Below are 12,832 nucleotides of genomic sequence, written 5' to 3' on the forward strand. Positions count from 1 at the left end.
GGCCCGACCCTACGCGAGGCGTACACCTCCGGATGGACACGACCCTGACGGCGTCTCAGGGTCGCAATACTCCGGATACAACGCGAGACGTAGCGCGATCTGCTGCCGCCGGGCGACGCGTCGAGGGGTGCCGCGGGGCTTCAATGGACAGTGACAGCAGACGAGCTCTGGAGGGGGCCGCAGTGAACCAGGAAGCCACCGCAGTAGAGGACATGACGGCGGTTCGGGCGGGCAGGCGCCGCACCGCCGTCCGGATCGGCGTGCCGGCGGCGATCGCCACCGTCGTCGCCATCGGCATGGGCCTGGTGCCCGCACTGGCCAGCGACGAGTCGCCGAACCTGCCGGCCATCAGCGCCCAGGACCTGATCGCCAAGGCCATCTCCGCGAACACCGACACCTTCAGCGGCACCGTCCGGGTCAACGCCGACCTGGGCCTGCCCACCGCGCTGACCGACCTCGCCTCCGGCTCCGGCCCGCTCGGCGAGATGGCCCGCGGCGCCGGCGCCAAGACCGGCAGTGCCGACCCGCAGATGAAGGCCGTCGAACTGCTCGGCGGCTCGCACACCCTGTCCGTCTCCTCGGACGGCCCGGACCGCCAGCGGCTCACCCTGTCCGGCCAGAAGTCCGGCTACGAGCTGGTCCACAACGGCGACCAGGTATGGGCGTACGACCGCAGCTCCCAGCAGGCCCTGCACCTCACCGGCACGGGCACCGACGGCCACCGGCCCGACGGCAAGGAGGGCATCGGCTCCATCACCCCGCAGGACGTCGCCAAGCAGCTCCTCGAACACTCCTCCGCCACCACCTCGGTGACGGTCGACGGCACCGAGCGGGTCGCCGGGCACGCCGCGTACAAGCTCAGCATCAAGCCCAAGCAGGCCGGCTCCACCGTCGCCGAGATCCGCGTCTCGATCGACGCCGACAAGGGCATGCCGCTGGCCGTGCAGCTGCGCACCGTGGACGGCGCCACCGCGTTCGACGTGCGCTTCGGCACCCTGTCCTACGACAAGCCCGACGCCAAGACCTTCCAGTTCAGCGTCCCCAAGGGCGCCAAGGTGATCGAGCAGTCCGCGAAGGACCACACCGCCAACCCGATGCCGTCCATCCCCGGCCTGCCCTCGCTGCCCACGGGCGGCGGCACGGACGGCGCCAAGGACGGCGCCAAGGGCGGCGTCATCGGCGAGGGCTGGACGGCCATCGCCCACGGCGACGCCGGCGCGGACGCCGCCAAGGGCATCGCCAAGTTCGCCGGCCGCGAGGTCAAGGGCGGCACCCTGGTGTCCACCCGCATCGTCAACGCCCTGGTCACCAAGGACGGCAAGGTCTACATGGGAGCCGTCACCCCGGAGACCCTGGAGCAGGCCGCGGCCTCCGGCAAGTAACCACCACACACGACCACGCGGGGCCCCGGGACCGCCCGGGGCCCCGCGTCGTCAGTTGGCGACCGTCTCCGCCGGCACCGGCACCGCGACCTGCCGCCGCTCCGACCGCACCCGGCGCAGCGCATCCACGCTCAGCACCACCAGCGCCACCCACACCAGCCCGAAACCCGCCCAGCGGGCCGGTGACATCGACTCGTGGAAGACCGTCACCCCGATCAGGAACTGGAACACCGGCGCCAGGTACTGCAACAGGCCCAGCGTGGTCAGCGGCACCCGCAGCGCCGCCGCCCCGAAGCACATCAGCGGCACCGCCGTAATGACCCCGCTGGCCACCAGCAGCGCGGTGTGACCCCAGCCGTAGTGCGTCAGACTGCCCTCACCGCGCACGCCCAGGTACACCAGGAACCCCAGCGCGAACGGGAACATCACCGCGCTCTCCACCGCCAGGCTCTCCGCACCGCCCAGCGCGACCTTCTTCTTCAGCAGACCGTACGTGGCGAACGACAGCGCCAACGTCAGCGCGATCCACGGCAGCCGCCCGTACGCCACCGTCAGCACCGCCACCGCCGCCACACCGACCCCGACCGCCGCCCACTGCGCGGTACGCAGGCGCTCGCGCAGCACCAGGACGCCGAACGCGATCGTCACCAGCGGATTGATGAAGTACCCGAGGCTGGTCTCCACCACGTGCCCGGCGTTCACGGCCCAGATGTACACGCCCCAGTTCACCGAGACGGTCGCCGCCGCCACCGCCAGCAGCGCCAGCCTGCGCGGCTGACGCAACAGCGGGCGTATCCACCCCCAGCGCCGGCGTATCAGCAGCATCACCACCACCGCCACCAGCGACCACACCATCCGGTTCGCCAGGATGTCCGCCGCCCCGGCCGGCTCCAGCAACGGCCAGAACAGCGGGAACAGCCCCCACATCCCGTACGCCGCAAAGCCGTTCCAGAGCCCGACCCTGGCCTCCCGCGCACTCTCCGCCATGGCCTGCCCTTCACCCGCGCACGAAACGTCCTACGAAAGGTAGCGGCACGCGGGTGAAGGTGTCATCCCCAAACGGAACTTTTGCTGCTGACAGCTTCCGGGCTAGGCGGTCACCGTCCAGGTGCTGGACCCAGCCAGCAAACCAGCCAGCTCCCCACGCCCCTTCTGCTCCTCCGCAAGCGCCAGCTGGTCAGCCATCTGCGTGTCGTAAACAGCCCGCTTCACATCCCGCAGCACACCGATCGGCGTGTTGTGCAGCAGGTCCGTCTCGGTCAGCCGGGTGAGCGCGAACGCCGTCGCGGGACTGCTGGCGTGCGCGTCGTGCACCAGCGCCTCACCCTCGCTCCGCGGAGCGATCCGCAGCTCCCCGTCCGCGCCCCGCACCACGTGCCGGTCCGCGCCGACCAGGACCGGCTGCCCGTGCTCCAGCCGGATGAGCGCCTCGTCCCGGGTGCCGGGCTCCTTGAGGATCTCGAACGCGCCGTCGTTGAAGATGTTGCAGTTCTGGTAGATCTCCACCAGCGCGGTGCCCTCGTGCTGCGCCGCGGCCCGCAGCACGGACTGCAGGTGCTGCCGGTCGGAGTCGATCGTCCGGGCCACGAACGAAGCCTCGGCGCCGATCGCCAGCGACAGCGGGTTGAACGGTGCGTCCAGCGAACCCATCGGGGTGGACTTGGTGATCTTCCCGACCTCGCTGGTCGGCGAGTACTGGCCCTTGGTCAGTCCGTAGATCCGGTTGTTGAACAGCAGGATCTTCAGATTGACGTTCCGGCGCAGCGCGTGGATCAGGTGGTTGCCGCCGATCGACAGCGCGTCGCCGTCGCCCGTCACCACCCACACCGACAGGTCGGGGCGGGAGGCGGCCAGGCCGGTGGCGATCGCCGGGGCGCGGCCGTGGATCGAGTGCATGCCGTACGTGTTCATGTAGTACGGGAAGCGGGACGAGCAGCCGATGCCGGAGACGAAGACGGTGTTCTCCCGGCGGATGCCGAGCTCCGGCATGAAGGACTGGACGGCGGCCAGGATCGCGTAGTCGCCGCAGCCGGGGCACCAGCGCACTTCCTGGTCGGTCTTGAAGTCCTTCGCGGTCTGCGGGCCGTCAGCCTTGGGGACGAGCCGCAGGGCGGGGAAGTCGGTCATCGGGTCGTCGCCTCCGCGTCGAGCGTGCCGATCGCCGCGTGCAGCACGTCGGCGAGTTGGGCGGCCTTGAACGGCAGGCCGCGCACCTGGTTGTAGGACTGCGCGTCGACCAGGTACTTCGCGCGCAGCAGCAGGGCGAGCTGCCCGAGGTTCATCTCGGGGACGATCACCCGCTCGTACCGGCTCAGCACCGTGCCGAGGTTGGCCGGGAACGGGTTGAGGTGGCGCAGGTGGGCCTGGGCGACCTGGCCGCCGTCGGCCCGGACCCGGCGCACCGCGGCGGTGATCGGGCCGTAGGTGGAGCCCCAGCCGAGCACCAGGACCCGGGCCTCGCCGCTCGGGTCGTCGACCTCGATGTCGGGCACCTCGATGCCGTCGATCTTGGCCTGCCGGGTGCGGACCATGAAGTCGTGGTTGGCGGGGTCGTAGGAGATGTTGCCGGTGCCGTCCTGCTTCTCGATGCCGCCGATCCGGTGCTCGAGGCCGGGGGTGCCGGGCACCGCCCACGGGCGGGCGAGGGTGTGCGGGTCGCGCTGGTAGGGGCGGAAGGTGCCGTCGGGGCCGTTCGGCTCGGTGGCGAACTCGACGCGCAGGTCCGGGAGTTCGTCGACGTCCGGGATCTTCCACGGCTCGGAGCCGTTGGCCAGGTAGCCGTCGGAGAGCAGGAACACCGGGGTGCGGTAGGTGAGCGCGATCCGGGCCGCGTCGAGCGCGGCGTCGAAGCACTCGGCGGGCGTCGCGGGGGCGACGATCGGCACCGGGGCCTCGCCGTTGCGGCCGAACATCGCCTGCAGCAGGTCCGCCTGCTCGGTCTTGGTCGGCAGGCCGGTGGACGGGCCGCCGCGCTGGATGTCGACCACCAGCAGCGGCAGTTCCAGCGACACCGCCAGGCCGATGGTCTCCGACTTCAGCGCCACGCCCGGACCGGACGTGGTGGTGACGCCCAGCGCGCCGCCGAACGCCGCGCCGAGCGCCGCGCCGATACCGGCGATCTCGTCCTCGGCCTGGAACGTCCGCACGCCGAAGTTCTTGTGCTTCGACAGCTCGTGCAGGATGTCCGAGGCCGGGGTGATCGGGTACGAGCCGAGGAAAACCGGCAGCCCGGACCGCTCCCCCGCCGCGACCAGGCCGTACGACAGCGCCAGGTTCCCGGAGATGTTGCGGTACGTGCCGGCCGGCAGCTTGGCCGGCGGGATCTCGTAGGAGACCGCGAAGTCCTCGGTGGTCTCGCCGAAGTTCCAACCCGCCCGGAACGCCGCCACGTTGGCCTCGGCGATCTGCGGCTTCTTCGCGAACTTCTGCCGCAGGAACAGCTCGGTGCCGTGGGTCGGCCGGTGGTACATCCACGACAGCAGGCCCAGCGCGAACATGTTCTTCGCCCGCTCGGCGTCCTTGCGGGCCAGCCCGCTGTCCTTCAGCGCCTCCAGCGTCAGCGTGGTCAGCGGCACCGGGTGCAGCCGGAACGACTCCAGCGAACCGTCCGCCAGCGGGTCCTTGTCGTACCCGACCTTCGCCAGCGCGCGCTTGGTGAACTCGTCGGTGTTGACGATGATCTCGGCGCCGGCCGGCAGATCCGGCAGGTTCGCCTTCAGCGCCGCCGGGTTCATCGCCACCAGCACGTCCGGGGCGTCGCCCGGCGTCAGGATGTCGTGGTCGGCGAAGTGCAGCTGGAAGCTCGACACACCCGGCAGGGTGCCTGCGGGGGCCCGGATCTCGGCCGGGAAGTTCGGCAGCGTGGACAGGTCGTTGCCGAACGCCGCCGTCTCCGAGGTGAACCGGTCGCCGGTGAGCTGCATACCGTCGCCCGAGTCACCGGCGAACCGGATGATCACCCGGTCCAACCGCCGGATCGGCTTGGCCGGCCGCCCGGACCGGGCCGAGGCCGGACCCGACCGGCGCTCGCCGCCCGGGCCGTCCACTGCCTCTGACTGATCGACCTGACTGGTCACTGCCGCGGACCTCCTCGAGGGGAGCCAGCAGCGGGCGTGAGCCGTGTGCCCCGTCCGCCTGGCGCACCAAGGGAATCCTAAGCGGGCAGAGCACCGCTGGAAGGGAACTCGCGAAGACCGCCACGCGGGTCCGCAAGCCGGTCAGGACTCCAGATACGCCAGCACCGCGAGAACCCGCCGGTGATCCTCCTGGCTCGGTCCCAAACGCAACTTCTGAAAGATGTTCGACACATGCTTCTCGACAGCCCCGTCGGACACCACCAGTTGCTTGGCGATCGCCGCGTTGGTCCGGCCCTCCGCCATCAGCCCCAGCACCTCACGCTCACGAGGCGTCAGATTCGCCAGCGTGTCCACCTGCCGGCTGCGGCTCAACAACTGCTGCACCACCTCCGGGTCCAGCGCCGTGCCGCCCTCCGCGACCCGGGTCACCGCGTCCGCGAACTCCCGCACCTCCGCGACCCGGTCCTTCAGCAGGTACCCCACCCCGCGGGTCGAACCCGCCAGCAGCTCACCCGCGTACTGCTCCTCCACGTGCTGCGACAGCACCAGCACCCCCAACTGCGGGTACCGCTTGCGCAACTCCACGCACGCCCGCACCCCCTCGTCGGTGTGCGTCGGCGGCATCCTCACATCCGCCACCACCACATCCGGCAACGAGCCCTCCCCGTGCAGGCCGTCCACCGCCCGCAACAGCGCTTCCCCGTCACCGACCCCCGCCACGACCTCCATCCCCCGGTCCGTCAGCAACCGCGTCAGCCCCTCCCGGAGCAGCACGGAATCCTCGGCGATCACCACACGCAACATAGCCCGAACCCTAGCGCGCAGGGGCGCGGGGAACCGCGCGAAGGGGAACGCACCCGATCGCAGGATCGCGGCACGGACGGCGACTTGCACGTGAGAGCGCCCAACCGGACGGTCACATGGTGCGAATCGCCACCGTGTCGCAGAGCTCCTGCAGCGCCGCCTTCGCCGGGCAGTCCGGCAGCGGGTCGAGCAGCGCCCGCGCCTCCTCGGCGTAGCGCAGCGTCTCGCGGCGGGCCCGCTCCAGCGCGGGGTGCCGACGCAGCAGGCGCAGCGCTTCCGCGTGGGCGTCGTCGTCGGACGCCAGATCGGTGTCGAGGAGCTCCCGCAGCCGGACGTCCTCGGGGTCGGCCGGGTCGACGGGCATCTGACGCAGCAGCAGGACCGGCAGCGTGGGGACGCCCTCGCGCAGGTCGGTGCCGGGGGTCTTGCCGGACTCGTGGCCGTCGCTGGCGATGTCGAGGACGTCGTCGGCGAGCTGGAACGCGGTGCCGATGCGCTCGCCGTACTGGGTGAGCAGGTCGACGATCCACGGTTCGGAGCCGGCCATCATCGCGCCGAAGCGGCAGGAGACGGCGATCAGCGAGCCGGTCTTGCCGGAGAGGACGTCCAGGTAGTGCTGCAGCGGGTCGTCCTCGGCGCGGGGCCCGACGGTCTCCAGGATCTGGCCGGTGACCAGCCGTTCGAACGCGTCGGCCTGGACCCGGACGGCCTCGGGGCCGAGGTCGGAGAGCACCTGGGAGGCGCGGGAGAACAGGAAGTCGCCGGTGAGGATGGCGACCGAGTTGTCCCAGCGGCTGTTGGCGCTGGGGGCGCCGCGCCGCACGGGGGCCTCGTCCATCACGTCGTCGTGGTACAGCGTCGCGAGGTGGGTCAGTTCGACCACCACCGCGGACGGCACCACCCCGCGCGCGGCGGGGTCGCCGAACTGGGCGGCGAGCATCACCAGCAGCGGCCTGAACCGCTTCCCCCCTGCCTCGATGAGGTGGCTGGCGGTCACCGTGATGAAGGGCACGTCGCACTTGACGGCCTCGATCAGGGCGGCCTCCACGGCCTCCATCCCGGCCTGGACGTCACGGGTCAGATCGCGGTCCTGCACGCTCAGCCCGAAGGGCCCCACGACGGTCACGCTGACCACTCCTGTCCCTGGTCGATCCAGCGGGCCGGTCCCTCAGCGCCGCCGATGCACATACAAGGCAGCGTATCCGGTCCCGAGTGGATCACTGCACGGGCATGGACCTTCCGCCCCTGGTGGCGGGGCCGGGGGCCGGGGGCCGCAGGTCAGCGGGGGATGATCCGGGTGAGGTCCAGCTCGAAGTCGGACGGCAGGCCGAACTCCCTGTTGCCCCCTGCCACAGACAACGATCGGGCCCCCACCAGGTAGTGCAGGCGGGGGCCGGATCGTGCTGAAGAACGTCAACGGATGAAGACGGACGCCTTCGAGGCCAGGTCGAGGAAGTACTGCGGGAGCAGACCCAGGCCGAGCGTCACCAGGACGCCGAAGGCGATGGTGGTGGCGGTGAGGGCGCTGGGGACGGCGACGGCGGGGCCGGCGGGCTGGGGGTCGGAGAAGAACATCAGGACGATGACGCGGATGTAGAAGAAGGCGGCGATCGCGGAGGACAGCACACCGATGATCACCAGGGGGGTGGCGCCGCCGGCGGCCGCGGCCTGGAAGACCGCGAACTTGCCGGTGAAGCCGGAGGTGAGCGGGATGCCCGCGAAGGCCAGCAGGAACAGCGCGAAGACCGCGGCGAGCAGCGGTGAGCGGCGGCCGAGGCCGGCCCAGTTGGAGAGGTGGGTGGCTTCGCCCTTGGAGTCGCGCACCAGGGTGACGACGGCGAACGCGCCGAGGGTGACGAAGGAGTAGGCGAGCAGGTAGAAGAGGACGGCGGCGACGCCGCGCCGGTCGGTGGCGATCAGGCCGGTGAGGATGAAGCCGGCGTGCGCGACCGAGGAGTAGGCGAGGAGGCGCTTCACGTCCTGCTGGGTGACGGCGAGGATCGAGCCGACCACCATGGTGAGGATGGCGACGCCCCACATGACGGGCCGCCAGTCCCAGCGGATGCCGGGGAAGGCGACGTAGAACAGCCGCAGCATGGCGCCGAACGCGGCGGTCTTGGTGGCGGCGGCCATGAACCCGCTGACGGGGGTGGGCGCGCCCTGGTAGACGTCCGGCGTCCAGGAGTGGAACGGCACCGCGCCGACCTTGAACAGCAGGCCGACGGCGAGCATGGCCAGGCCGATCAGCAGCAGCGCGTCGTTCTGGGTGGTGACGGCGAGCGCGGGGGTGACGGGGGCGGTGCCGGCGACGACATCGGCGATGTCGCCGAGCCGGACGCTGCCCGCGTAGCCGTACAGCAGGGCGGTGCCGAACAGGAAGAACGCGGAGGCGAACGCGCCGAGCAGGAAGTACTTGACGGCGGCCTCCTGCGAGAGCAGGCGGCGGCGCCGGGCGATCGCGCACATCAAGTACAGCGGCAGGGACAGCACTTCGAGCGCCACGAACATGGTCAGCAGGTCGTTGGCGGCGGGGAAGAGCAGCATGCCGCCGACCGCGAACAGGGTGAGCGGGTAGATCTCGGTGGTCCGCATGCCCTCGCGGGTGGCCTCGCGTTCCTGCTCGCCGCCGGGGACGGCGGCGGCCTGCGCGGTGAACGCGTCGATCCGGTGGCCGTTGATGCGCGGCTCCAGCCGGCCTTCGGCGTAGGTGAGGACGGCGAGGACGGCGGTCAGCAGGATGACGCCCTGCAGGAACAGCGCGGGCCCGTCGATGGCGACCGAGCCCATCGCGAGCAGCCCGGCCTTGGTGGAGGCGTGGCCCTGGGCGGCGAGCACCACCACGGCGACGAACGCGCCGACCAGGCCGGTCAGCGAGATGCCGAGCTGGCTGGAGGCGCGCAGCCGTCGCGGCAGGAACGCCTCGGCCAGGATGCCGATCAGGGCGGCGCCGAACACCACCAGCATCGGCGAGAGTTGGCCGTACTCGATGTGCGGGGCGGGGATGCTCGGACTGTTGCCGCCGGCGGCGGCCAGCGCGTGGGTGGCGATCACTTCTGCTCACCTCCGTTGGTGGCGGCGACCGGGTGGGCGGGCGCGGGGTCGGTCCGGTGGACCTGGCCGAGGGTGTCGTTCACGGCCGGGTTCACCATCTTGGTGAGCGGCTGCGGGTAGACGCCGAGCAGCAGGGTGAGGGCCACCAGCGGGGCTACGACGGCGAGTTCACGGGCCTTCAGGTCGGGCATGCCCTGCACGGAGGCCTTCACCGGGCCGGTCATGGTGCGCTGGTACAGCATCAGCGCGTACAGCGCGGCCAGCACGATGCCGAAGGTGGCGATGATGCCGATCACCGGGTAGCGGGTGAACGTGCCGACCAGGACCAGGAATTCGCTGACGAACGGGGCCATGCCGGGCAGCGACAGGGTGGCGAGTCCGCCGATCAGGAAGGTGCCGGCCAGCACGGGCGCGACCTTCTGCACGCCGCCGTAGTCGGCGATCAGGCGCGAGCCGCGGCGGGAGATCAGGAAGCCCGCGACCAGCATCCACGCGGCGGTGGAGATGCCGTGGTTGACCATGTAGAGGGTGGCGCCGGACTGGCCCTGGCTGGTCATCGCGAAGATGCCCATGATGATGAACCCGAAGTGCGAGATGGACGCGTAGGCGACCAGCCGCTTCATGTCCTTCTGTCCGATGGCGACCAGCGCGCCGTAGACGATGCCGATCAGCGACAGCACCAGGATCGCCGGGGCGAAGGTCTTGGACGCGTCCGGGAACAGGCCGAGGCAGAACCGGAGCATCGCGAAGGTGCCGACCTTGTCGACAACTGCCGTGATCAGCACGGCGGTTCCGGCGGTGGACTCCCCCATCGCGTTCGGCAGCCAGGTGTGCAGCGGCCACATCGGGGCCTTCACCGCGAAGGCGAAGAAGAAGCCGAGGAACAGCGCGCGCTGCGCGGTCGGGTCGATCACCAGCTTGCCGGAGGAGATCGCGTCGGTCAGCGCGGGCAGGCTGAACGTCGCGTGCCCCTGGTCGGCGGCCACCACGTACAGGCCGATCACGGCGGCCAGCATGACCAGTCCGCCGAGCAGGTTGTACAGCAGGAACTTCACTGCGGCGTAGGAGCGCTGACGGTCCGAATCGGGTCCGCCGGCCCGGTCGCCGAAGCCGCCGATCAGGAAGTACATCGGGATCAGCATGGCTTCGAAGAACACGTAGAACACGAACACGTCGGTGGCCAGGAAGGACACCAGCACCATCGCCTCGACGGCGAGGATCAGGGCGAAGAAGCCCTGGGTGCGGCGCTTGGACTCGAACGAGCCCTCCGGCGCGGCGGGGTCGGCGTCGTGCCAGCCGGCCAGCATCACCAGCGGCACCAGCACCGCGGTGAGCAGTGCCAGCACGGCGCCGATGCCGTCCACGCCGAGCGAGAAGCTGATCCCGAAGGACCGGATCCAGCTGTAGGACTCGGTCAACTGGTAACGGGGGCCGCCCGGTTCGAAGGCGACGGCGACCGCGACGGCCAGCCCCAGGGTGACCGCCGAGACGGCGAGCGCGACGGCCTTGGTGGTGCGCCGCCGGGCCTCGCCGGTGCCGGCCGGGAGGGCAGCGGTGAGCACTGCTCCGGCGGCCGGGACGGCACAGGTGGCGGAGAGGAGGTAGCTCATCAGACCGACCTCATCAGGAGAGTGGAGGCGACCAGCACCAGCGTGCCGCCGAACATGGAGAGCGCGTACGTCCGGACGTATCCGGTCTGGATCCGGCGCAGCCGCCCGGACAGCCCGCCGATGGCGGCGGCCAGGCCGTTGACGAAGCCGTCCAGGCCCCTGCTGTCGAACCAGACCAGGGTGGCGGCGAGCGCCGAGCCGGGCCGGACCAGGACGGCGTGGTTGAAGTCGTCCTGCAGCAGGTCGCGGCGGGCGGCCCGGGTGAGCAGCGAGCCGACCGGTGCCTGCACCGGGACGGGGCTGCGGCCGTACATCGCATAGGCCAGGCCGGCGCCGGCCAGCATGCAGACGGTGGCGATCACGCTGACGGTCACCGAGTTGATCGGGGAGTGGCCCTCCTCGTGGCCGGTGACCGGCGTCAGGAAGTTCACGAAGGAGCTGCCGAGGGTGAAGAGCCCGCCCGCGAACACCGAGCCGAAGGCCAGCAGGACCATCGGAACGGTCATGCTCTTCGGCGACTCGTGCGGGTGCGGCGGGTTGCCGTTCTCGTCCGGCTGCCAGCGCTTCTCGCCGAAGAAGGTGAGCAGCACCACCCGGGTCATGTAGAACGCGGTGATCGCGGCACCGGTCAGCGCGCACACACCGAGGATCCAGCCCTCGGTGCCGCCCTTGGCGAACGCCGCGTCGATGATCTGGTCCTTCGACCAGAAGCCCGACAGGAACGGGAAGCCGATGATCGCCGCGTAGCCGGCCATGAACGTCCAGAAGGTGACCGGCATGTACTTGCGCAGGCCGCCGTAGTGACGCATGTTCACCTCGTCGTTCATGCCGTGCATGACCGATCCGGCGCCGAGGAACAGTCCGGCCTTGAAGAAGCCGTGGGTGACCAGGTGCATGATCGCGAAGGCGTAGCCGATCGGGCCGAGGCCGGCCGCCATGATCATGTAGCCGATCTGCGACATGGTCGAGCCGGCCAGCGCCTTCTTGATGTCGTCCTTCGCGCAACCGACGATCGCACCGAACAGCAGCGTCACCGCGCCGACCACCACGACGACGGTCTGCGCGTCGGGGGCCAGGTCGAAGATCGCCGCGGAGCGGACGATCAGGTAGACGCCGGCGGTCACCATGGTGGCCGCGTGGATCAGCGCGGAGACCGGGGTCGGGCCCTCCATCGCGTCACCCAGCCAGGACTGCAGCGGCACCTGCGCGGACTTGCCGCAGGCGGCGAGCAGCAGCATCAGCGCGATCGCGGTGAGCTTGCCCTGGCTCGCGTCGCCGGCCGCGCCGAACACCGGGCCGAAGGCGAACGAGCCGAACTCCGCGAACATCAGCATGATCGCGATGGACAGGCCCATGTCGCCGACCCGGTTGACGATGAACGCCTTCTTGGCGGCCGTCGCGGCGCTCGGCTTGTGCTGCCAGAACCCGATCAGCAGGTAGGACGCGAGGCCCACGCCCTCCCAACCGACGTACAGCAGCAGGTAGTTGCCGGCCAGCACCAGGATCAGCATGGCGGCCACGAACAGGTTCAGGTAGCCGAAGAACCGGCGGCGGCGCTCGTCGTGCGCCATGTAGCCCACCGAGTACAGGTGGATCAGGGTGCCGACGCCGGTGATCAACAGCACGAAGACGATGGACAGTTGGTCGAGCTGGAAGGAGATGTCGGCCTGGAAGCCGTCCACCGGGATCCAGGTGTACAGCCGCTCGATGACGGCCCGGTGCGCGGTGTCACGGCCGAGCATGTCCGCGAACAGGGTGAGGCCGAAGGCGAAGGACAGCGCCGCGAGAGCGGTCGCGATCCAGTGCCCGAAACGGTCCAGGGCCCGTCCGCCGAGCAGCAGCAGGGCAGCGCCGGCCAGCGGCGCCGCGACCAGCAGCGGAATGAGAGAGTTCACTGAAGGGCCCTCCG

9 protein-coding genes are annotated in these 12,832 nt (G+C 70.6%); 1 reads left to right on the forward strand and 8 read right to left on the reverse strand.

Annotation, left to right across the window (positions count from 1 at the left end; translation table 11 throughout):
* Window positions 1-182: 182 nt before the first annotated feature.
* Window positions 183-1,382 (forward strand): outer membrane lipoprotein carrier protein LolA, encoded by a 1,200-nt coding sequence (locus tag ACFYS8_RS10105; RefSeq protein WP_387638385.1) that lies wholly within the window; start codon window positions 183-185, stop codon window positions 1,380-1,382.
* Window positions 1,383-1,433: 51 nt separating this feature from the next.
* Here ACFYS8_RS10105 and rarD read toward each other — a convergent pair whose 3' ends face one another.
* The 8 genes from rarD to nuoL all read right to left on the reverse strand — a co-directional run bounded on the left by rarD (window position 1,434) and on the right by nuoL (window position 12,818).
* Window positions 1,434-2,369 (reverse strand): EamA family transporter RarD, encoded by a 936-nt coding sequence (rarD, locus tag ACFYS8_RS10110; protein ID WP_387638387.1) that lies wholly within the window; start codon window positions 2,367-2,369, stop codon window positions 1,434-1,436.
* 102 nt (window positions 2,370-2,471) lie between these two features.
* On the reverse strand, window positions 2,472-3,509 hold the full coding sequence (locus ACFYS8_RS10115; protein WP_387638390.1) for a 2-oxoacid:ferredoxin oxidoreductase subunit beta: 1,038 nt from the start codon (window positions 3,507-3,509) through the stop codon (window positions 2,472-2,474).
* Complete coding sequence (locus ACFYS8_RS10120; protein WP_387638883.1) at window positions 3,506-5,428, reverse strand: 2-oxoacid:acceptor oxidoreductase subunit alpha; 1,923 nt, start codon at window positions 5,426-5,428, stop codon at window positions 3,506-3,508. The genes ACFYS8_RS10115 and ACFYS8_RS10120 overlap by 4 nt, the downstream gene beginning before the upstream one ends.
* Window positions 5,429-5,599: 171 nt before the next feature.
* On the reverse strand, window positions 5,600-6,259 hold the full coding sequence (locus tag ACFYS8_RS10125; protein ID WP_387638885.1) for a response regulator: 660 nt from the start codon (window positions 6,257-6,259) through the stop codon (window positions 5,600-5,602).
* A 115-nt stretch (window positions 6,260-6,374) separates the two neighbouring features.
* Window positions 6,375-7,388: a polyprenyl synthetase family protein gene (locus ACFYS8_RS10130; protein ID WP_387638393.1), complete on the reverse strand. Its 1,014-nt coding sequence runs from the start codon at window positions 7,386-7,388 to the stop codon at window positions 6,375-6,377.
* Between the two features lie 287 nt (window positions 7,389-7,675).
* Window positions 7,676-9,313 (reverse strand): NADH-quinone oxidoreductase subunit NuoN, encoded by a 1,638-nt coding sequence (gene nuoN, locus ACFYS8_RS10135; protein WP_387638396.1) that lies wholly within the window; start codon window positions 9,311-9,313, stop codon window positions 7,676-7,678.
* Window positions 9,310-10,923, reverse strand: coding sequence for an NADH-quinone oxidoreductase subunit M (locus ACFYS8_RS10140; RefSeq protein ID WP_387638399.1), 1,614 nt, complete (start codon window positions 10,921-10,923; stop codon window positions 9,310-9,312). Before ACFYS8_RS10140 ends, nuoN begins: the two co-directional genes overlap by 4 nt.
* Window positions 10,923-12,818 (reverse strand): NADH-quinone oxidoreductase subunit L, encoded by a 1,896-nt coding sequence (gene nuoL, locus ACFYS8_RS10145; protein ID WP_387638402.1) that lies wholly within the window; start codon window positions 12,816-12,818, stop codon window positions 10,923-10,925. Before nuoL ends, ACFYS8_RS10140 begins: the two co-directional genes overlap by 1 nt.
* Between the last annotated feature and the right edge of the window lie 14 nt (window positions 12,819-12,832).

Source organism: Kitasatospora sp. NPDC004615, assembly GCF_042873545.1.
In the GTDB taxonomy this organism is placed as follows: Bacteria; Actinomycetota; Actinomycetes; order Streptomycetales; family Streptomycetaceae; genus Kitasatospora.

Excerpts from the sequence above, each read along its gene's own strand:
- ACFYS8_RS10140 (WP_387638399.1), bottom strand. The coding sequence starts at position 10,923 with ATGAGCTACCTCCTCTCCGCCACCTGTGCCGTCCCGGCCGCCGGAGCA.
- ACFYS8_RS10115 (WP_387638390.1), bottom strand. The coding sequence starts at position 3,509 with ATGACCGACTTCCCCGCCCTGCGGCTCGTCCCCAAGGCTGACGGCCCG.
- rarD (WP_387638387.1), bottom strand. The coding sequence starts at position 2,369 with ATGGCGGAGAGTGCGCGGGAGGCCAGGGTCGGGCTCTGGAACGGCTTT.